The 21,099-nt window shown below is 71.1% G+C and carries 12 protein-coding genes; 11 read left to right on the forward strand and 1 reads right to left on the reverse strand.

The window, feature by feature from the left end; genetic code table 11:
• The first annotated feature begins 82 nt into the window (after positions 1-82).
• The 9 genes from IF78_RS0138225 (at position 83) to IF78_RS0138265 (ending at position 15,893) form a co-directional block, all read left to right on the forward strand.
• Entirely contained in the window at positions 83-1,513 is a 1,431-nt protein-coding gene (locus IF78_RS0138225; RefSeq protein WP_031487140.1) for a sulfatase family protein, read from the forward strand.
• 106 nt (positions 1,514-1,619) lie between these two features.
• Positions 1,620-3,455: an ABC transporter ATP-binding protein gene (locus IF78_RS0138230; protein ID WP_031487141.1), complete on the forward strand. Its 1,836-nt coding sequence runs from the start codon at positions 1,620-1,622 to the stop codon at positions 3,453-3,455.
• Positions 3,452-5,308, forward strand: coding sequence for an ABC transporter ATP-binding protein (locus IF78_RS0138235; RefSeq protein ID WP_031487142.1), 1,857 nt, complete (start codon positions 3,452-3,454; stop codon positions 5,306-5,308). The genes IF78_RS0138230 and IF78_RS0138235 overlap by 4 nt, the downstream gene beginning before the upstream one ends.
• 20 nt (positions 5,309-5,328) lie before the next feature.
• On the forward strand, positions 5,329-7,041 hold the full coding sequence (locus IF78_RS0138240; RefSeq protein ID WP_031487143.1) for an ABC transporter ATP-binding protein: 1,713 nt from the start codon (positions 5,329-5,331) through the stop codon (positions 7,039-7,041).
• Between the two features lie 41 nt (positions 7,042-7,082).
• Entirely contained in the window at positions 7,083-8,927 is a 1,845-nt protein-coding gene (locus IF78_RS0138245; protein ID WP_078662748.1) for an ABC transporter ATP-binding protein, read from the forward strand.
• 84 nt (positions 8,928-9,011) lie between these two features.
• Positions 9,012-11,057, forward strand: a complete 2,046-nt coding sequence (locus IF78_RS0138250; RefSeq protein ID WP_031487145.1) for an NAD(+) synthase — start codon at positions 9,012-9,014, stop codon at positions 11,055-11,057.
• Positions 11,058-11,370: 313 nt separating this feature from the next.
• Positions 11,371-13,437 carry a M4 family metallopeptidase gene (locus tag IF78_RS0138255; protein ID WP_037642264.1) on the forward strand — a complete coding sequence of 689 codons (2,067 nt, stop codon included), beginning with the start codon at positions 11,371-11,373 and terminating at the stop codon, positions 13,435-13,437.
• 210 nt (positions 13,438-13,647) lie between these two features.
• Complete coding sequence (locus IF78_RS0138260) at positions 13,648-15,312, forward strand: M4 family metallopeptidase (protein WP_031487147.1); 1,665 nt, start codon at positions 13,648-13,650, stop codon at positions 15,310-15,312.
• Between the two features lie 71 nt (positions 15,313-15,383).
• A complete protein-coding gene (locus tag IF78_RS0138265; RefSeq protein WP_031487148.1) occupies positions 15,384-15,893 on the forward strand; it encodes a DUF1990 domain-containing protein in 510 nt (169 codons plus the stop codon).
• A 46-nt stretch (positions 15,894-15,939) separates the two neighbouring features.
• Here the strand turns inward: IF78_RS0138265 and IF78_RS0138270 are convergent, their stop codons facing one another.
• Positions 15,940-18,561, reverse strand: coding sequence for a glycosyltransferase family 1 protein (locus IF78_RS0138270; protein WP_031487149.1), 2,622 nt, complete (start codon positions 18,559-18,561; stop codon positions 15,940-15,942).
• A 341-nt stretch (positions 18,562-18,902) separates the two neighbouring features.
• Between IF78_RS0138270 and IF78_RS0138275 the strand changes: the two genes are divergently transcribed.
• Together IF78_RS0138275 and IF78_RS0138280 are read left to right on the forward strand one after the other, a co-directional pair.
• Positions 18,903-20,105 carry a S8 family peptidase gene (locus IF78_RS0138275; protein ID WP_031487150.1) on the forward strand — a complete coding sequence of 401 codons (1,203 nt, stop codon included), beginning with the start codon at positions 18,903-18,905 and terminating at the stop codon, positions 20,103-20,105.
• Between the two features lie 271 nt (positions 20,106-20,376).
• Positions 20,377-21,099, forward strand: a 723-nt coding sequence (locus IF78_RS0138280) for a maltotransferase domain-containing protein (RefSeq protein ID WP_031487151.1), incomplete at its 3' end; no start/stop codon positions are given.

Below are 21,099 nucleotides of genomic sequence, written 5' to 3' on the forward strand. Positions count from 1 at the left end.
TTCGTTGAGGTGGCGTTTCAAGCCCATGAACTCCGCGCCGGATTCCTGGCCATGGGATCGCGGTGCTGATCGACTGAGGCGCATGCCCGAGATATCCCGTCGTGCCTTCGGTGGCCTCGTCGGCGGCGGCGCCGTGACCGCCGTCGCCGGTACGGCCACCGCCGCCGAAGCCGCCACAGCCGTAGTAACCGCAGAAGCCGCGCCCGCCGAGCGCCCCTTCCGGGCCCGCCCCGCCGCGTCCGCAAAGCGCCCCAACGTCCTCGTCGTCCTGGGCGACGACCTCGGCTGGGCGGACCTGTCCTCGTACGGCGCCCCCCACATCAGGACCCCGAACCTGGACCGGCTGGCCCGGCAGGGGGTGCGGTTCACGAACGCGTACTCCGGCTCGGCGACCTGCTCACCGACCCGGTTCAGCCTGTACACCGGCCGGTACCCGGGGCGTACGCCCGGCGGCCTCGCCGAGCCCATCGCCGACAAGGCGCAGGGGCTGGACCCGAATCACCCCACCCTGGCCTCCCTGCTGAGGAGGGCGGGCTACGCCACGGCACTCATCGGCAAGTGGCACTGCGGCTGGCTCCCCGACCACAGCCCCACCAAGTCCGGCTGGGACGAGTTCTTCGGCAACTTCGGTGGCGTCCTGGAGTACTTCTCCAAGCTCGGCCAGCTCGGCGCGTACGACCTCCACGAGGGCGACGCCGAGTACAAGGACCTGCGGTACTACACGACCGTGCTGACCGAGCGGGCGGTCGAGTACGTCAGCCGTGACCACACCGCGCCCTGGCTGCTGAACCTCAACTTCACCACCCCGCACTGGCCCTGGCTCGCGGAGGGCGACGAGGAGACCGGCGCGGAGATCGCGGCGAAGATCCGGGCGGCCAAGAGCCAGGTGGAGGTCAGCGCGGCGCTGAACCACTACGACGGCGGCTCGGTCGCCAAGTACGCGGAGATGGTGGAGAGCCTCGACGCGGCCGTCGGCGAGGTGCTCGACGCCCTGCGCCACTCGGGTCAGGAGGACGACACCCTCGTGCTGTTCGCCAGCGACAACGGCGGTGAGCGCTACTCCTACAACTGGCCGCTCAGCGGCGAGAAGTTCGTCCTCCGGGAGGGCGGAATCCGGGTGCCGACGATCGTGCGCTGGCCCGCCCGCGTCGACGGCCGTCAGGTCAGCCACGAGCCGAACTTCTCCCCTGACTGGACGGCGACCCTGCTGGAGATCGCCGGCGCCCGCCCCGACCCGGCGTATCCGCTGGACGGCACCAGCCTCGCCGGCTACCTGCTGCGCGGCGAGGAACTGCCGGAGCGGGACCTGTTCTGGCGGGTACGGGCCAACCGGGCCCTCAGGCGCGGCGACTGGAAGTACTACCGGGACGCGGGCGGCAGGGACCACCTCTACAACCTGGCCGCCGACCAGCGCGAACAGGCCGACCGCGCCGCGGACGAACCGGGGTTGCTGGCTGACCTCAGGGACGCGTGGGAGAGGGTCGACAGCACCCTGCTGCCCTATCCGGGTTAGGCGCCGTCCAACCCCTCGAACATGCAGGTCGTAGGACCAGCGGCCGATTGCGGACCGGCCAAAACTCGGTGGGCAGTGTCAGTGGCGATCCGTAGGCTCGCTGCTGATGGTGACGACACGTGCAACCGCCGAGGACAGGGCCGAGCGATCCGCCGTACGTACGCTGCTGCGTCTGTGGCCGTATGTGCGGCCCGTGCGTTTGCGGTTGTTCACCGCCGCGTTCGTGGCGATCGTCGCGTCCTGTCTGACGCTGGTCATTCCGCTCGTTCTGAAGTGGATGGTGGACGGCCCCGTAGCCGACCGGGATCCGGCCGGGGTGTGGCTCGGGGCGCTGTACCTTCTGCTGCTCGGGGTCGCCGAGGCGTTGCTGTTCGGGCTCCGGCGGTGGCTGGTGGCGCGGCCGCTGGCGGGGGTCGAGGCGGCGATGCGGGCGGATCTGTACCGGCATCTGCAGCGGCTGCCGGTGGCGTTCCACGACCGGTGGGCGTCGGGGCAACTGCTGTCGCGGGGCACGACCGATCTCATGCTGCTGCGTATGTTCCTGGCGTTTCCGCTGACGTTTCTGCTGGTCAACGGCGTGACGATTTTCGTCGGCGTGATCATCATGCTGCTCCAGGACTGGACGCTGGGGCTGGTGATCCTGGTGCCGGCGGTGCCCGTGATCGTCACCTGCGTGACCTTCGAGAAGCGGTACGCCGCGGTGGCGCGCCGCGCGCAGGACCAGGTGGGCGATCTGACGACGGTCGTCGAGGAGAGCGTGCTCGGGATCCGGATCATCAAGGGGTTCGGGCGGCATCGCAGCCAGGCCCGGGCTTTTCGGGAGCTGTCGCGGACGCTGCGCGGCACGGAGCTGCGCAAGGCCCGGCTGCTGGCGACGATCTGGGGTGTCATCGTGACGCTGCCGGAGGTGGCCATCGGGGCGGCGCTGGTGCTGGGTGCGGTGCAGGTGGCGGACGGGGCGTTGTCGGCGGGGACGCTGGTGGCGTTCCTGTCGACGGCACTGGCGCTGCGGTGGCCGGTGGACTCGATCGGGTTTCTGCTGGCGATGAGCCAGGAGGCGGCTACGGCGACTGAGCGGTACTTCGAGGTGATGGACGCATCACCGGAGCGGGACGCGCCCCGTAGGGGCGCGGGACTGTATCAATATGCGGCTCCGCCGCGGGGCGCGAGCAGCCCCCACCGGCCCGCAGCCGGCAACGACGGCCTCCGTTTCCACAACGTCCGGTTCCGCTACCCCGACGCCCCCGCCGACTCCCCACCCATCCTCGACCGCATCGACCTCCACATCCGCCCCGGCGAATCCATGGCCCTCGTCGGCGCAACCGGAAGCGGCAAGACGACCCTCACGGCTCTCGTCCCCCGCCTCCACGAGGTGACGTCCGGCCGCATCACGCTCGACGGCAAGGACATCGCCGAGATGCCCAGAGACACGCTGCGCGAACTCGTCGCCGTCGCCTTCGAGGAACCCACCCTCTTCTCGGCCAGCGTCGCCGACAACGTTCTCATGGGGGCCCCGGACGAGGCCGGGGAGCCCGAGTTGGAGCGGGCGCTCGGCGTCGCGCAGGCGGATTTCGCGCACGCCCTCCCCCACGGCACCGACACCCAGGTCGGCGAGCAGGGCCTCAGCCTCTCCGGCGGGCAGCGGCAGCGACTGGCACTCGCGCGGGCCGTCGTCGGCCGGCCCCGGTTCCTCGTGCTGGACGATCCCCTGTCCGCCCTCGACGTGCACACCGAGGCCGCGGTCGAGGCCGCCCTGCGCGACGTGCTCGCGGAGACCACCGCGCTGATCGTCGCCCACCGCCCGTCCACCGTGCTGCTCGCCGACCGCGTCGCCCTGCTGTCGGGCGGCCGTGTCGCCGCCGTCGGCACACATCAGGAACTGCTGCGCACGAACACCGAGTACGCCCACCTCATGGCCGGAACCGAGGAGGCCGACCGATGACGGCGACCACCCCCGCACCGGGCAAGGAACAACCGGCCGAGGAACCGGAATCCGCCAGGCCGGGCGACCCCTTCGACCGCGACGTCCTGCCCACTCCCCCGGGCGCCACCGCCGCCCTCCTGCGCTCGCTGCTCGCCCCGATGAAGGCCCGCGTCGCCGTCACCACACTTCTGCTGCTGCTCCAGCAGGCGGCCGTGCAGGCGGGCCCGCTGCTGGTGGCGTACGCCATCGACACGGCCGTACCGGCGTTCCGGCGCGACGACCTCGGGCCGCTGATCGCCGTCGCCGTCGGCTATCTGCTGTGCGCGGTCGCCTCCGGATCGCTGCAGTACGCGTTCATCCTGCTCTCCGCCCGCGTCAACCAGGACGTGCTGCTCGACCTGCGCGGCCGTATCTTCCGCCATGCCCAGGCCCTGAGCGTCGACTTCCACGAGCGCTACACCTCGGGCCGGCTCATCTCCCGTTCCACCACGGACGTGGAGTCCCTGCGCGAGCTGCTCGACGAGGGTCTGCAGGAACTCGTCACCGTCATCCTGTCCTTCGTCTACATCTCGGCGATGCTGCTGTGGCTGGATCTCGGTCTGGGCGCGGTCGCCGTGGCCTCCTTCGTGCCGCTGTACCTCCTCGTACGGCTCTACCGGCGGCGGGCCGCGCGGGTGTACACCGTGCGGTCCACCGCGATCGCCGCCGTGATCGTCAAGTTCGTCGAGACGATGAACGGCATCCGCCCGGTGCGCGCCTTCCGCCGCGAGGCCGCCAACGACGCCGACTTCCGGGTCCTCAACACCCGGCACGAGCGGACCAACGGCGACGCGCTGCTGGAAATGGCCCGTTACGTCGTCGGCTCACGGCTCGTCGCCAACACAGCCGTCGCGGGGATCGTGCTGTGGGGCGCCCACCGGGTCGCCGGCGGCACGCTGGCGCTCGGTGTGCTGGCGGCGGCCGTGCTCTATCTGCGGCGCCTGTACGACCCGATCGACCGGCTCGGCATGTTCCTCAACTCCTACCAGTCGGCGGCGGCCTCCCTGGAGAAGATCGCCGGGCTGCTGGCCCAGACGCCGTCCGTCCCCGAGCCGCGGACACCCGGGCAGCTCCCGGCACTGGAGTCGGAGCACCCCGGCCGCGAGGTCGTCTTCGACGGCGTCCGGTTCGCCTACCGCACCGGCGGCGAGGTACTGCCCCGCTTCGACCTGACGATCCCGGCCGGGCAGACGGTCGCGGTCGTCGGCTCGACGGGCGCGGGCAAGTCGACACTCGCCAAACTGCTCGCCCGCTTCTACGACCCTTCCGACGGCCGCGTCCTGCTGGACGGCGTCGACCTGCGCGAGCTGGCCGTGCCCGAGTTGCGGCGCGGGGTGGTGATGGTGACGCAGGAGGCGTTCCTGTTCTCCGGCACGGTCGCCGAGAACATCGCCATCGGGCGCCCGGACGCCACCCGCGAGGAGATCGAGCAGGCCGCGAAGGCCATCGGCGCGCACGACTTCATCACCTCGCTCCCCGACGGCTACGACACCGACGTACGCAAACGCGGCGGCCGTATCTCCGCGGGCCAGCGCCAACTCGTCGCGTTCGCCCGGGCGTTGCTCGCCGACCCGGCCGTGCTGATCCTCGACGAGGCGACCAGCTCCCTCGACATCCCCGGCGAACGCGCCGTGCAGCGCGCGATGTCGACGGTCCTGCACGGCCGTACGGCCGTCGTGATCGCGCACCGGCTGTCCACGGTCGAGATCGCGGACCGGGTCCTGGTGATGGAGCACGGCCGCATCGTCGAGGACGGCACACCGGCCGAACTCGTCGCCGGGACGGGCAGGTTCGCGGATCTGCACCGGGCGTGGCGGGACAGTCTGGCGTGAGCCTTCCAGGGGGACGACAGGTGATCGACGCGTACGAGGATCCGGGCACGCCCGACTGTCGCGGCGGCTGGCGGTATCTGCTGTGGCTGGTGCTGCGACAGCCGTGGCGGTCGGCGGCGGGGGCGCTGCTGGGCAGCGTGTGGATGGTGCTGCTGGCGGCGACGCCCCTGCTGATGGCCCGGGCCGTGGACGAGGGCCTGGAGAAGGACGACATGGGCGCCCTCGCCCTGTGGACGGGGCTGCTGGTCGTGGTCGGGGCGTTCAACGCCTGGCTGAGCATCATGCGGCACCGCACGATGACGCGGGTGCGGATGGACGCCAACTTCCGCACGGTCAAGGTCGTCGTCGGACACGCCGTACGGCTGGGGGCCGCGCTGCCACGGCAGGTCAAGGCCGGGGAGATCGTGACGATCGGCGTGGGCGACGTGCAGCAGATCGCCTCCGCGCTCACGGTGATCGGTCCGGGGGTCGGCGCGATCGCCGCCTACCTCGCGGTCTCCGGCCTGCTGCTGACCGTCTCCGCCGAGCTCACCGTGGTGGTGCTGCTCGGGATGCCCCTGATCGCCCTGCTCGTCGGGCCGTTGATGCGCCGGCTGCAGGGCACGGAGGCGGAGTACCGGGAACGCCAGAGCGTCCTCACGGCCCGGATCGGCGACCTCGCGGGCGGCCTGCGCGTCCTCAACGGCCTCGGCGGCAAGGGCCTGGTCGCCGACGCCTTCCGCCGCGACTCGGCCCGCCTGCGCGAGCAGGGCTACCGGGTCGGCTCGGTGACCAGCTGGATGCAGGCCCTCGGCGTCGGACTGCCGACGCTGTACCTCGCGGTGGTGACCTGGATGGCGGCCCGCATGGCGGCCCAGGGGACCATCACCGTCGGCGAGCTGGTGTCGGTCTACGGCTATGTCGCGGTCCTCGTCCGCCCGGTGTCGTACTTCGTGGACTGGGGCTACCAGCTCGGCCGGGGCGTGGTGGCCGCCCGCCGCGTCGTACGGCTGCTGCGCCTGGAGCCGGAACCGGACACGGGCACGAGCGAGCCCCCCGCCGAGCCGTCGGTGCTGTACGACCCGGAGTCCGGCGTACGGGTGCTCCCGGGCCGCCTCACCGCCCTGGCCGCCGCTCTCCCGACGGACGCCACGGCCGTGGTGGACCGCCTCGGCCGCTACACCCCGTCCACGGCGACCTGGGGCGGCGTACCCCTGGCCGACATCCCGTTGCCGCAGCTCAGGGCACGCATCCTGGTCGCCGACCACGAGGCGGACCTGTTCGCGGGCACGCTGCGGGAGCTGGTGGCCGGCCACGCCGACCGGGACGAGTCGGCGATCACTCAAGCGGTGCACACGGCGGTCGCCGAGGACATCGTCCGCGGCCTCCCCGACGGCCTCGACACCCCCATCGACGCCCAGGCCCGCAACCTCTCCGGCGGCCAACGCCAGCGCGTCCGCCTGGTGCGCGCATTGCTGGCCGACCCCGAGATCCTGCTGGCGGTGGAGCCGACGTCGGCCCTGGACGCCCACACCGAGGCACGGGTCGCCGAACGCCTGCACGCGGCACGGCAGGGGCGTACGACGGTGGTGACCACCACGTCGCCGCTGGTCCTGGACCAGGCGGACACGGTCCACTACTTGGTCGACGGCAAGGTGGCGGCAACGGGCACGCACAGCGAACTGCTGGACAGGGAGCCGGGCTACCGCGCTTTGGTGGCGCGGGACGAGGACGCCGAGGAGATTGTCAGGTGACGGAAGCCAAACGCCGATCAGGGGCGCGGGGCTGTATCCATATGCGGCTCCGCCGCGGGGCGCGACAAGCCCCATCGCACCCGCACCCGCACCCGCACCCGGCAGACAACCCCAAGTCCCGAGCCAGTAGCCGCACATCCCTCCCCATCGCCGACCCCAAAGACGTACGACAAGCCACCCTCCGCCTCATCCGAGCCGACACCAAGGCCTTCACAGCCGTACTCGCCCTGAACTCCCTCGCAGCGATCGCCGGCCTCGCAGCCCCCTGGCTGGTAGGCCGCATCATCGACGAGGTCCGCGCCGGCCACGGCGTAACAACCGTGGACAAACTCGCCCTGGCGATCCTGATCGCGGCAACAGCCCAGCTGCTGCTGGCCCGCTGGGCCAGATACGCCGGCCACCGCTTCGGCGAACGCACCCTCGCCCGCGTACGCGAGGAGTTCGTCGACCGAACCCTCGCCCTGCACGCGTCTGTCGTGGAACGCGCCGGCACCGGCGACCTGACGGCCCGCGGCACGGCCGACGTGGCCACAGTCGGCACCACGCTCCGCGACGCCGGCCCCGAGATGCTGATCAACATCGTGCAGGCGCTGTTCCTGCTCGCGGCGGTCTTCGCGATCGACCCGCTGCTCGGCGCGCTGGGGGTGTTCGTCCTCACCCCGATCTGGTTCGTGCTGCGCTGGTACCTGCGGCGGGCCCGGGACGCGTATCTCGCCGAGGGCGCGGCGAACTCGGAGGTCGCGGAGATCCTCGCGGCGACCGCGGCCGGCGCCCGCACGGTGGAGGCGTTCGGGCTCCGGGAGCACCGGGTCGCGGTCAGCCGTGCGGCGCTGGAGGAGTCCCGGCGCAGGCGCTTCCACACCCTGTTCCTGCGCTCGGTGTTCTTCCCGGTGGTGGAGGTGTCGTACCTCTTCCCGGTGGCGGGCGTGCTGCTGATCGGCGGGATCCTGCACGCGCAGGGGGCGATGAGCCTCGGCGCGGTGGTGGCGGCCGGGCTGTACTTCCGGCAGTTCGAGGGGCCGCTCGACGAGCTCCTGGTCCGGGTCGAGCAACTGCAGAGCAGCGGCGCGTCGTTCGCCCGCGTTGAGGGGCTGGCGCGAGCTCCCAGGGCCACCGACACCGGCTCCCCCACCCCGGCGAACGACCTGATCGAAGTGACCGGCGTGCGCTACGCCTACGACCGCGGCGGCGAGGTCCTCAGCGAGGTCGACCTGACCGTACGGCCGGGCGAGCGTCTCGCCGTCGTCGGTCCCTCGGGCGCCGGAAAGACGACCCTGAGCCGGCTCCTGGCCGGCGTCGACGCGCCGACCGCCGGCTCGGTGACGGTCGGCGGCGTACCCGTCGTCGCCCTCGGCCCGGAGCAGCTGCGCCGCCAGGTCGTCCTGGTCACCCAGGAGCACCACGTCTTCCTCGGCACGGTCCGCGACAACCTGCGTATCGCCGACCCGTCGGCCACGGACGAGGAGTTGTGGGCGGCCCTCACCGCGGTCGGCGCCGACACCTGGGTACGGCGGCTGCCCGACGGCCTGGACACGGCGCTGGACGACGGCGGCTGCCGTACGGACGGCTCACAGGCCCAGCAGCTCGCCCTCGCCCGTGTCGTCCTGGCCGACCCGCACACCCTGATCCTCGACGAGGCGACGGCCCTGCTCGACCCGACGACGGCCCGGCACACCGAGCGCGCCCTGGCCGCCGTGCTCCAAGGCCGTACCGTCATCGCCATCGCCCACCGCCTGCACACCGCGCACGACGCGGACCGCGTGGCCGTGATGGAGAACGGCCGCCTCACCGAGCTGGGCACCCATGACGAGCTGGTCGCGGCGGACGGGGCGTACGCGGCGCTGTGGCGGTCCTGGCACGGGGAGCGGCCCGGGGCACCCGCCTGAACAGGCGATCTATGCTCGTTGCTGTAGGAGCTCCCTGGCACGCTGAAGAAGCCACAGCAGAAGACAGTAGAAAGCCGCGGTCCATTGAACTTCTGGTCGATCTACCAGCACGGCTTCGCGCGGGTCGCCGCGTGCACCGGCCACACCGTCATCGCCGACCCGCACGCCAACGCGGAAGCGGTTCTGCGGCAGGCGCGCCGGTGCGCGCGGGACGGGGTCGCGGTCGCCGTCTTCCCGGAGCTGGGCCTGACCGGGTACTCGATCGAGGACCTGCTGCTCCAGGACGCGGTGCTCGACGACGTCGAGGAGGCGCTGCGGACCGTGGTGGCCGGGTCGGCGGACCTGCTTCCGGTGCTGGTCGTCGGCGCCCCGCTGCGCCACCGCCACCGGATCTACAACTGTGCGGTGGTCGTGCACCGGGGCCGGATCCTCGGCGTCGCTCCCAAGTCGTACCCGCCGAACTACCGCGAGTTCTACGAGCGCCGGCAGATCGCGTCCGGTGAGGACGAGCGCGGCGGGACGATCCGGATCGGCGGCGAGGAGGTCCCCTTCGGCGTGGACCTGCTCTTCGAGGCGCAGGACGTCCCGGGCCTCGTGCTGCACGCGGAGATCTGCGAGGACATGTGGGTGCCGGTGCCCCCGAGCGCGGAGGCGGCCCTCGCGGGCGCGACCGTGCTGGCCAACCTCTCGGGCAGCCCGATCACGGTCGGCCGGGCCGAGGACCGCCGGCTGCTGTGCCGGGCGGCGTCGGCGCGCTGCCTGGCGGCGTACGTCTACTCGGCGGCCGGTCTGGGCGAGTCCACCACGGACCTGTCCTGGGACGGGCAGACCATGATCTACGAGAACGGCGCCCTGCTCGCCGAGACCGACCGCTTCCCGCTCGACGACCAGTACGCGGTGGCCGACGTCGATCTCGACCTGCTGCGGCAGGAGCGGCACCGGATGGGCACGTTCGACGACAACCGGCGCGCGCACGCCGGGCGGACCGGCGACTTCCGGCGCGTCGGGTTCCGGCTCGACCCGCCGACGGTCGACCTCGGGCTCAAGCGCCGCGTCGAGCGGTTCCCGTTCGTGCCCGCCGACGCCGAGCGCCTCGCCCTGGACTGCTACGAGGCGTACAACATCCAGGTCGCGGGCCTCCAGCAGCGGCTGGGCGCGATCGGCGGCCCGAAGGTGGTCATCGGGGTGTCCGGCGGCCTGGACTCCACGCACGCGCTGATCGTCGCCGCCCGGGCGATGGACCGCGCGGGCCGCCCGCGCAGCGACATCCTGGCGTTCACCCTGCCGGGCTTCGCCACCAGCGACCACACCAAGGACAACGCCCACAAGCTGATGAACTCGCTCGGCGTCACCGCGGCCGAGCTGGACATCACGCCGACCGCACGGCTGATGCTCAAGGAGATGGGCCACCCGTTCGCGTCCGGCGAGCCGGTGTACGACGTCACCTTCGAGAACGTGCAGGCCGGTCTGCGCACCGACTACCTGTTCCGGCTCGCCAACCAGCGCGGCGGCATCGTGCTCGGCACCGGCGACCTGTCGGAGCTGGCGCTGGGCTGGTCCACGTACGGCGTGGGCGACCAGATGAGCCACTACAACGTCAACGGCGGGGTGCCGAAGACGCTGATCCAGCATCTGATCCGCTGGGTCATCGGCAGCGAGCAGTTCGACGAGGAGACCGGCAAGACGCTCGCCGCGATCCTCGACACCGAGATCAGCCCGGAGCTGGTGCCGGGCGAGGAGATGCAGTCGACCGAGTCCAAGATCGGCCCGTACGCGCTGCACGACTTCACCCTCTTCCACGTCCTGCGGTACGGCTTCCGGCCGTCGAAGATCGCCTTCCTGGCCTGGCACGCCTGGCACGACGCGGACGCCGGCGCCTGGCCGCCGGGCTTCCCCGAGGCCAAGCGGGTGGCGTACGACCTGGCGGAGATCCGGCGCTGGCTGGAGGTCTTCTGCCGTCGCTTCTTCGCGTTCGCACAGTTCAAGCGGTCCGCGATGCCGAACGGGCCGAAGGTCTCGGCCGGGGGTTCGCTCTCCCCGCGCGGCGACTGGCGGGCGCCGTCCGACGGCAACGCGGCTGCGTGGCTGCGTGATCTCGCCCGGATCGACAAGGCGGGCGCCGAGGAGTAGCCGGGAGGTGGGCCCACACCCTGTGGGCCCACACCGTTCCGGTCCGTATACCGAACATGAACTCCCGGACAACGAACCATTTCCGGCCAAGTTTCTGACGCGCTCCTGACAGAAAGCGCGGTCAGCTGGCACTCTTCCCACGGCCGCGACACAGCAACCCCACAAGACCGTCACACGACGGTGCCGTTTCCCCGCGGCTGAACTCCCGCACGCGCACGTCGTTCTGCGTACCACCCCGATCTGCCCGGACGGCCCACCCGCCGGCCGGTCTCCCCTGGCCGCGTGATCCGCGGCCGCGCAGAAGGAGTCAGTGTTGAGAGACAGTTCCTCCCACAGACGCACCCCCCACACAGCGCGTCGTCACAGCACGCACCGCCGGGCCGCCGCCGTCGCCCTCGTCGGCGTCTCCGCCCTGATCGCCGCGGCCGTCCAGTCGGGCGCCGCCACCGCAGCCCCGGCGAAGGCACCGTCGGCCGCGGACAAGGTCATCCCGGGCGCGGAGTCCGTCAAGCTGTCCCCCGCCCAGCGCGCCGCGCTGATACGGGAGGCCAACGCCACCAAGGCGGCCACCGCGAAGGACCTGGGTCTGGGCGCCAAGGAGAAGCTGGTCGTCCGTGACGTCCTGAAGGACGGCAACGGCACGGTCCACACCCGCTACGAGCGGACCTACGACGGTCTGCCCGTCCTCGGCGGCGACCTGGTCGTCGAGACCGCGAAGTCCGGCGAGACCGAGGCCGTCGTCAAGGCCACCCGCGCCGCCATCAAGCCGGCCACCACCACGGCCGCCGTACCCGCCGCGAAGGCCGAGAAGCAGGCGCTGGCCGCCGCGAAGGCCGAGGACGCCAAGAGCCCCGACGTCAACAAGGCGCCCCGCAAGGTGATCTGGGCCGCGAACGGCAGGCCGACCGTGGCGTACGAGACGGTCATCGGCGGCTTCCAGCACGACGGCACCCCCCAGGAACTGCACGTCATCACGGACGCCACCACCGGCGAGAAGCTGTACGAGTGGGAGGCCATCGAGACCGGCACCGGCAACACGGTGTACTCCGGCACGGTCAACCTCACCACCACGCAGTCCGGTTCGACGTACAACCTCACCGACGGCGCGCGCGGCAACCACAAGACGTACAACCTCAACCGCGGTACCTCCGGCACCGGCACCCTCTTCTCCGGCCCCGACGACGTCTGGGGCAACGGCAGCCCGTCCAACCTGGAGTCCGCGGGCGCCGACGCGCACTACGGTGCCGCGCTGACCTGGGACTACTACAAGAACGTGCACGGGCGTTCCGGTATCCGCGGTGACGGCGTCGGCGCCTACTCCCGCGTCCACTACGGCAACAACTACGTCAACGCGTTCTGGTCCGACAGCTGCTTCTGCATGACGTACGGCGACGGCTCGGGCAACGCCAACCCGCTGACGTCCATCGACGTGGCCGCGCACGAGATGACGCACGGGCTCACCTCGAACACGGCCGGCCTCAACTACAGCGGCGAGTCGGGCGGTCTGAACGAGGCCACCTCCGACATCTTCGGCTCGACCGTCGAGTTCTTCGCGAACAACTCCTCCGACGTCGGTGACTACCTCATCGGCGAGGAGATCAACATCAACGGCGACGGCACACCGCTGCGCTACATGGACAAGCCCAGCAAGGACGGCTCGTCGAAGGACGCGTGGTACTCGGGCATCGGCTCGATCGACGTGCACTACTCGTCGGGCCCCGCGAACCACTTCTTCTACCTCCTGTCGGAGGGCAGCGGCACCAAGACCATCAACGGTGTCACCTACAACTCGCCCACCTCGGACGGCCTTCCGGTCACCGGCATCGGCCGGGACAAGGCGGAGAAGATCTGGTTCCGCGCGCTGACCACCAAGTTCACCTCCACCACCAACTACTCGGGCGCCCGCACCGGCACCCTCGCGGCGGCCGGTGAGCTGTACGGCACCACGAGCGCCGAGTACAAGGCGGTGCAGGACGCCTGGGCCGGCGTCAACGTGGGCGCGCGCTCCGACGGCGGGGGCGGCGGTGGCGGTACCTCCTTCGAGAGCGGCACCGACGTGTCGATCCCGGACAACGGGGCGGCGGTGACCTCCCCGATCACGGTCTCCGGCCGGACCGGCAACGCGCCGTCCAACCTCCAGGTCGCCGTGGACATCGTCCACACCTACGTCGGTGACCTCAAGGTGGATCTGGTCGCCCCCGACGGCACGGCGTACACGCTGAAGGCGTACGGCACCGGCGGCAGCTCGGACAACCTCAACACGACGTACACGGTGAACGCGTCCTCCGAGGTCGCCAACGGCGTCTGGCAGCTGCGGGTCCAGGACAACGCGGCCGTCGACACCGGTTACATCAACAGCTGGAAGCTCACCTTCCCGTAGGCCGGTTGACGGTCCGTCCAAGACAGGGCGCCGTCTCGGTGGGTTCAACTCCCGCCGGGACGGCGCCCGTTTACATTCCCGAAACGTTTACCGGACAGTCGACTTCCGGCCAACATCACCTCAGGGTCCTGACATGTACGCGCCCCTGGTGTCACTCTTCCCTCACCCGCCGCACAAGCACCGTTCGAACTTCCCCACATAGGAGCTGGTGTGACCCCCCTCTACGCGCGTCGCAAGCGCACCACTCTGGCCGTCGCCACCGCCGTGGCGGCCGGAGCCCTGCTCACCACCGGTCTGGCCACCGGCAGTTCCGCCGCCGAGGACCAGGCACAGGGCGGCAGAAAGGCGAGCCCGCTCGCCGTCCCGGTCGCACTGGCCCCCGCCGCGCGCACCGCGCTCATCAAGGACCAGCAGGCCGAGGCCGCCGAGACGGCCGACGCGATAGGTCTCGGCGCCCAGGAGAAGCTGGTCGTCAAGGACGTCGTCAAGGACGCCGACGGCACCGTCCACACCCGCTACGAGCGCACCTACGCCGGGCTCCCCGTCCTCGGCGGCGACCTGGTCGTCCACGAGTCGGCGTCCGGTGCGACCAAGGGCGTCACCAAGGCTACGAAGGCCACCATCAAGGTCGCCTCGCTCAAGCCGGCGATCACCGCGGCCAAGGCCGAGAGCCAGGCCGTGAAGCTGGCCAAGGCGGCCGGCTCGGAGAAGACCGAGGCGGACAACGCGCCCCGCAAGGTGATCTGGGCCGCGAACGGCAAGCCGACCCTCGCCTACGAGACGGTCGTCGGCGGCCTCCAGGAGGACGGCACCCCGAACGAGCTGCACGTCATCACCGACGCGGCCACCGGCAAGAAGCTGTACGAGTACCAGGGCATCGAGACCGGCACCGGCAAGAGCGTGTACTCCGGCACGGTGACGCTCGGCACGACCCTGTCGGGTTCGACGTACCAGCTGTACGACACGACCCGCGGCGGGCACAAGACGTACAACAAGGCGCGCAGCACCAGCAGTTCGGCGGGCACGCTGTTCACCGACGCGGACGACACCTGGGGCACCGGAGCGGCCTCCAGCTCCTCCAGCGACCAGAGCGCGGCCGTCGACGCGGCCTACGGCGCCCAGACGACCTGGGACTACTACAAGAACACCTTCGGCCGCAGCGGCATCAAGAACGACGGCAAGGCCGCCTACTCCCGCGTCCACTACGGCAACGCCTATGTCAACGCGTTCTGGTCCGACAGCTGCTTCTGCATGACCTACGGCGACGGCGAGGGCAACGTCAAGCCGCTCACCTCGCTGGACGTGGCGGGCCACGAGATGACCCACGGCGTCACCTCGAACACGGCCGGCCTGAACTACAGCGGTGAGTCCGGCGGCCTGAACGAGGCCACGTCCGACATCTTCGGCACGGCGGTGGAGTTCTTCGCGGCGAACTCCTCCGACCCCGGTGACTACCTCATCGGCGAGAAGATCGACATCAACGGCGACGGCACCCCGCTGCGCTACATGGACAAGCCCAGCAAGGACGGCAACTCGGCCGACTACTGGTCCTCCTCCCTGGGCGGCCTGGACGTCCACCACTCCTCGGGCCCGGCGAACCACTTCTTCTACCTCCTGTCGGAGGGCAGCGGCTCGAAGACGATCAACGGGGTGACCTACGACTCCCCGACGTCCAACGGCTCGACGGTCACCGGCATCGGCCGCGCCAAGGCCGCCCAGATCTGGTACAAGGCCCTCACCGAGTACATGACGTCGACGACGAACTACAAGGGCGCCCGTACGGCGACCCTGAGCGCGGCGTCGGCCCTGTACGGCTCCGGCAGTACGGAGTACAACGCGGTCGCGGCGGCGTGGTCGGCGGTCAACGTCAGCTGACGTACAGGTAGTTGGGCGGGGCGGCACCCGGGACGAAGGCATCCCCGGGTGCCGCCCTACTCTTGGGACCCATGTCCTTCACGTACGACCACGTCGGCGCGACCCGGGAGACCGGCTTCTGCCCACCCGGCTTCCACCCTCTGCACGTACGCACCCGCATCGGCGAGGGCGAGGAGGTCTTCCGCAGAGCCGCCGAGGCGGTCATGACCTGGGAGATGCACCGCGCGATGGGCGTCGGCATCGACGCCTCGTCCGACCGCGCGGCCCCCGACGTCGACGTCACGGTCTCCCTCGCCGGCGTCATCAAGGCCCCGTGCCGGGTGGTCTGGACGGTGGAGGAGTACCGGCGCATCGGCTGGGCCTACGGGACGCTTTCCGGCCATCCGGAGTGCGGCGAGGAAGCGTTCGAGGTGGAACGCACGGGGGACGGCACGGTGTGGCTGACCGTGCGGGCGTTCAGCCGGGGCGCGAAGTGGTATGCGCGGGCGGGCGGGGCGGCTACCCGGGGGTTGCAGCATGCGTATGCGCGGCGGTGCGGGGCGGTGTTGCGGAGGTTGTGCGCGCCGGTGCAGGAGATCTGATACAGGCGCCCGGCAGGGGCTTCCCGGCCGGGCGCCTTGGCGCAGGTCACCGCAACAGCACTCCCGCCCCCTCCCCCACATCCTCCGAAGGCACCACCACCAGCCCCAGCTCCGCACTCGAAGCCAGCAACCGGTGCGCCGGAAGAATCCGGACCGTGTACCCGTACGGCCCCGTCCGGTCCAGGGACAGCGGCCCCTCGTACACCCACCGCCCCTCCGCGTCCGGACTCCCCACCGGCTTCAGCGGCACCGTCGAGGCATCCGCGATGCGATCCTCCGAGTCGACACGACCCGAGACCGCCTGGACCTCCACGTCTTCCGGCCCCAGGTCGCCCAGGCCCACCCGCACCCGGAGACTGAGCGTGGACCCGAGTTCGGCGGTGGGTGTCGCCGCCGACGTCTCGACGTGGTCGACCGTGACGCCGTGCCAGGCCGAGCGCACCCGCGCCTTCCAGCCCGCCAGCTCGCGTGCCGCGTCCGGTGTCATCGCGCGGTGGGCGTGCGCGGCCGGGGTGTAGAGGCGCTCCACGTATTCGCGGACCATCCTGCCCGCCAGGACCTTCGGGCCGAGCAGGGTCAGGGTCTGGCGGACCATCTCGATCCAGCGGTCCGGCAGACCGGCCTGGCCGCGTTCGTAGAAGCGGGGCGTGACGCGCTGCTCCAGCAGGTCGTACAACGCCGCCGCCTCGATGTCGTCGCGGTGGTCCGGGTCGGTGCCGGTGCCGTCCGCCGTGGGGATCGCCCAGCCGAAGTCGGGCTGGAACCATTCGTCCCACCAGCCGTCCAGGACGGAGAGGTTGAGACAGCCGTTCAGGGCCGCCTTCATGCCACTCGTCCCACAGGCCTCCAAGGGCCGCAGCGGGTTGTTCAGCCAGATGTCGCAGCCGGGGTAGAGCTTCTGCGCCATCGCCATGCCGTAGTCCGGCAGGAACACGATCCGATGCCGTACGCGCGGGTCGTCCGCGAACCTCACCAGCTCCTGGACCAGGCGCTTTCCGCCGTCGTCCGCCGGGTGCGCCTTGCCCGCCACCACGATCTGGATCGGCCGCTCGGGGTGGAGCAGCAGGTCCATCAGGCGGTCGCGGTCCCGGAGCATCAGCGTCAGTCGCTTGTACGACGGGACCCGGCGCGCGAATCCGATCGTCAGGACGTCGGGGTCGAGGACCCCGTCGATCCAGCCCAGCTCGGCCGTTCCGGCGCCGCGTTGCCGCCAGGAGGTGCGTAGGCGGTCCCGTACCTCCGTCACCAGTTGCTCGCGCAGGTTGCGGCGCAGGTCCCAGACGTCCTGGTCGGGGATCTCCGCGACCGCGTCCCAGCGGTCGGAGCCGCCGACGGTCATCGCGTCCTCGGTGCGCTGGGCGCCGATCTGGCGGGCGCCGAGGCGGAAGACCTCGGGGGCGACCCAGGTCGGGGCGTGGACGCCGTTGGTGACGGAGGTGATGGGCACCTCGTCGGGGTCGAATCCCGGCCACAGGCCCGAGAACATCTGGCGGCTGACGTTGCCGTGGAGGAGCGAGACGCCGTTGGCGCGCTGGCCCAGGCGCAGGCCCATCACCGCCATGTTGAAGAGGTTCGGTTCGCCGCCCGGGTACGTCTCCATGCCGAGCCGGAGGATGCGCTCCACGTCGATGCCGGGGAGTTCGGCGTCGGGACCGAAGTGGTGGGCGACCAGCTCGCGGTCGAAGCGGTCGATGCCGGCCGGGACGGGGGTGTGGGTGGTGAAGACCGTGCCGGCGCGGACGGCCTCCAGCGCGGAGTCGAAGTCCAGGCCGCCCTCGGTGTGGAGTTCGGCGATCCGCTCCAGCCCCAGGAAGCCCGCATGGCCCTCGTTCGTGTGAAAGACCTCGGGGGCGGGGTGGCCGGTCAGCCGGCAGTACGTCCGCACCGCCCGCACCCCTCCTATACCCAGCAGCATCTCCTGCAGCAGCCGGTGCTCGCTGCCGCCGCCGTAGAGCCGGTCGGTCACCCCGCGTTCGCCGAGGTCGTTCTCCTCGACGTCCGAGTCGAGCAACAGCAGCGGCACCCGGCCGACCTGGGCCAGCCAGATCCGGGCGTGCAGCGACTTGCCGCCGGGGAGGGCGAGGGAGACCTGGGCGGGGGTGCCGTCGGACTCCTTCAGGAGCGTCAGGGGCAGCTCGTTGGGGTCCAGCACCGGGTAGTGCTCCTGTTGCCAGCCGTCCCGGGACAGGGTCTGCCGGAAGTAGCCGTGCCGGTACAGCAGCCCGACCCCGATGAGGGGAACGCCGAGGTCGCTGGCCGCCTTGAGGTGGTCGCCGGCGAGGATGCCGAGGCCGCCGGAGTACTGGGGCAGGGCGGCCGTGATGCCGAACTCGGGTGAGAAGTAGGCGACGGCGGCGGGGAGTTCGGCGGACTGGTCCTGATACCAGCGCTCGCCGGTGACGTAGTCGTTGAGGTCACCGGCGACCGCGGTCAGCCGGCGCAGGAACCGACGGTCCTCGGCCAGCTCGGCGAGCCGCTCGGGCGGGACGCTGCCCAGCAGCCGTACGGGGTCCTGGCCCGAGGCGGTCCAGCGCTCGGGGTCGACGGACTGGAAGAGATCGCGCGTCTCCGCATGCCAGGACCAGCGCAGATTGCGCGCGAGGTCGCTCAGCGGCCGGAGGGGTTCGGGGAGGACAGGACGGACGGTGAATCGACGGATCGCCTTCACAGTTCCACCTCGGGCAGGGCGTGGCAGGGGGCCCACGGCGGTGTGGGTCCCGTCATCGACCCCGACGGTATCGGTATGCGGGGCTTCGTAACCACAGCGCGTTTTGCGACCGTCAAGCAGGTGGGCAGAAGACCCCGCGGACAGAAAAGAGCACCTTCGTCCGAAAGCAACCGCAACCTTTACAGGTCCCCCATGGCCGATATGGCCGATTCCGCCCCCGTAGGCGTCCTTGTGGCGACTTCTCACATCACGAGAGGGTGACAGTGGCGCACCGGTCCACGCCAGGTGCACCCGGTGCTCCAGGGCCGCCGTGCGCCGAGTTGAGGAGGGGAACTCACACCATGGCACGGACGCGCATACGGCGTCTGCGCTGGGCCGGTGGTCTGACCGCGGTGACCTGTGTCGCCGCGCTTTCGGCCACGACCATGCCCGCGCACGCCGCACCGGAGGGGCAGATACTCGGCGCCGGGGAACCCGGCGCCGTCAGCGGCAGTTACGTGGTGACACTCAAGGGGGGAACGAAGGCTCCGTCGGCGGCGGGAAAGAGCCTCGCCGAGAAGTACGGGGCGAAAATAAGCCACACGTACGGCACGGTCCTCAACGGCTACGCCATACATGCCAATGAGAGACAAGCCAAGCGGCTCGCGGCGGACTCACGCGTCGCCTCGGTCGTCCAGGACACCCGCGTGACCCTGGACCACAGCCAGAAGAATCCTCCGTCCTGGGGACTCGACCGCATCGATCAGGCCAACCTGCCGCTGGACAACAGCTACACCTGGCCGGAGTCCGCGGGCAGCGGAGTGACGGTCTATGTGATCGACACCGGCATCCGCATCTCACACAAGGACTTCGGCGGCCGGGCGAGCTACGGCTGGGACTTCGTCGGCGACGACGCGGCCGCGAGCGACGGCAACGGCCACGGCACCCATGTCGCCGGCACGATCGCCGGGAAGCAGTACGGCGTCGCCAAGAACGCCAAGGTCGTCGCCGTGCGGGTCCTCGACAACGCCGGCGCCGGCACCACCGCCGATGTCATCGCGGGCATCGACTGGGTGACCAGGCACGCCAAGAAGCCTGCGGTCGCCAACGTCAGCCTCGGCGGCTACCGCAACTCGCAGCTGGACGCCGCCGTACGCAACTCCATCGCGTCCGGCGTCACCTACACGGTGGCGGCGGGCAACGACGGGCTGCCGGCGAGCCTCTACTCCCCCGCCGCGGTGCGGGAGGCCATCACCGTCGGCGCCACCGACAAGCGGGACGCGAAGGCGGGCTTCTCCAACTTCGGCTCGGCCCTGGACCTGTTCGCCCCGGGCGTCGCGATCACGTCGGCGTCGTACGCGAGCGACACGGCCAGGGCGACCTTCTCGGGTACGTCGATGGCGTCGCCGCACGCGGCGGGCGTGGCCGCGCTGTATCTGGCCGGACATCCCAAGGCGCGGCCCGCACAGGTGTCCAAGGCCCTGGTATCCCAGTCCGTGTCCGGCAAGGTGTCCGGGCGTGGGCTCGGTTCGCCGAACAAACTCCTGCAGGTACCGGGCTCGTAGCTGCCTCCTCACGGCGAAGTGCGGGCACCGGCCCCGTTCCTGAGGAACGGGGCCGGTCTTGTGCGTAGACATACGCGTGGGTAGTTAACAAAGTGCCGGATTGCCCACCCGAATAGGGTGGGAAGGCTCCAGCGGTACGCCCCACCCGTGTGCGCCCGGGCGCACCACGGAAAACACCCCCGCGACACCCCGCAACACCAGGCACCACCCCGCAGGACCCACCTCCCCACAGCCATTCCGCCCACCCTCGTTGACGCGGACAGGAGCGGTCATGCCCGCCATGCACCACCAGTCGTCCTCACCCCCGACGCCTCGCACCGAAGCACCCCCGATTCCCCGCGCCGGCACCGCCGACACCGGACCGCCCACGCCGGAGCGACCCTCCGCGTACGACACGGCCGGCGGCGTCGGGCGCATACCCGTCCTCGACGTCCGCCCGGTCGTCCAGCACGGGCGCAGGCCCGCGAAGGCGGTGACCGGCGAGACCTTCGAGATCTCGGCGACCGTGTTCCGGGAGGGCCACGACGCGGTCGCCGCCAATGTCGTACTGACCGACCCCGACGGCCGCCCGGGCCCGTGGACGCCGATGCGTGAACTGGCCCCGGGCACCGACCGCTGGGGGGCCACCGTCACCGCCGGCGCGCCCGGCCACTGGACCTACCGGGTCGAGGCCTGGGGCGATCCGGTCGCCACCTGGCGGCACCATGCTCAGATCAAGATCCCGGCCGGGATGGACACGGACCTCGTGCTGGAGGAGGGCGCACGGCTGTACGAGCGTGCGGCCGCCGGAGTGCCCGAGGGCCCGGGGCAGGAGGCGATCCTCGCGGCCGTCGAGGCGCTGCGGGACGAGAGCCGTCCGGCCGCGTGGCGGCTGGCGGTCGCGTCGACGCCCGAGGTGGACGCGGTGTTGGGGCGGTATCCGCTGCGGGACCTGGTCACCGCCTCCGATCCGCTGCCGCTGCTGGTGGAACGCGAGCGGGCCCTGTTCGGCTCC

The sequence above is a fragment of the Streptomyces bicolor genome (genome assembly GCF_000719285.1).
In the GTDB taxonomy this organism is placed as follows: domain Bacteria; phylum Actinomycetota; class Actinomycetes; order Streptomycetales; family Streptomycetaceae; genus Streptomyces; species Streptomyces bicolor.

Coding starts and splice junctions, on each gene's coding strand:
- IF78_RS0138225 (WP_031487140.1), top strand. CDS start 83: ATGCCCGAGATATCCCGTCGTGCCTTCGGTGGCCTCGTCGGCGGCGGC.
- IF78_RS0138230 (WP_031487141.1), top strand. CDS start 1,620: ATGGTGACGACACGTGCAACCGCCGAGGACAGGGCCGAGCGATCCGCC.
- IF78_RS0138235 (WP_031487142.1), top strand. CDS start 3,452: ATGACGGCGACCACCCCCGCACCGGGCAAGGAACAACCGGCCGAGGAA.
- IF78_RS0138245 (WP_078662748.1), top strand. CDS start 7,083: ATGCGGCTCCGCCGCGGGGCGCGACAAGCCCCATCGCACCCGCACCCG.
- IF78_RS0138265 (WP_031487148.1), top strand. CDS start 15,384: ATGTCCTTCACGTACGACCACGTCGGCGCGACCCGGGAGACCGGCTTC.
- IF78_RS0138275 (WP_031487150.1), top strand. CDS start 18,903: ATGGCACGGACGCGCATACGGCGTCTGCGCTGGGCCGGTGGTCTGACC.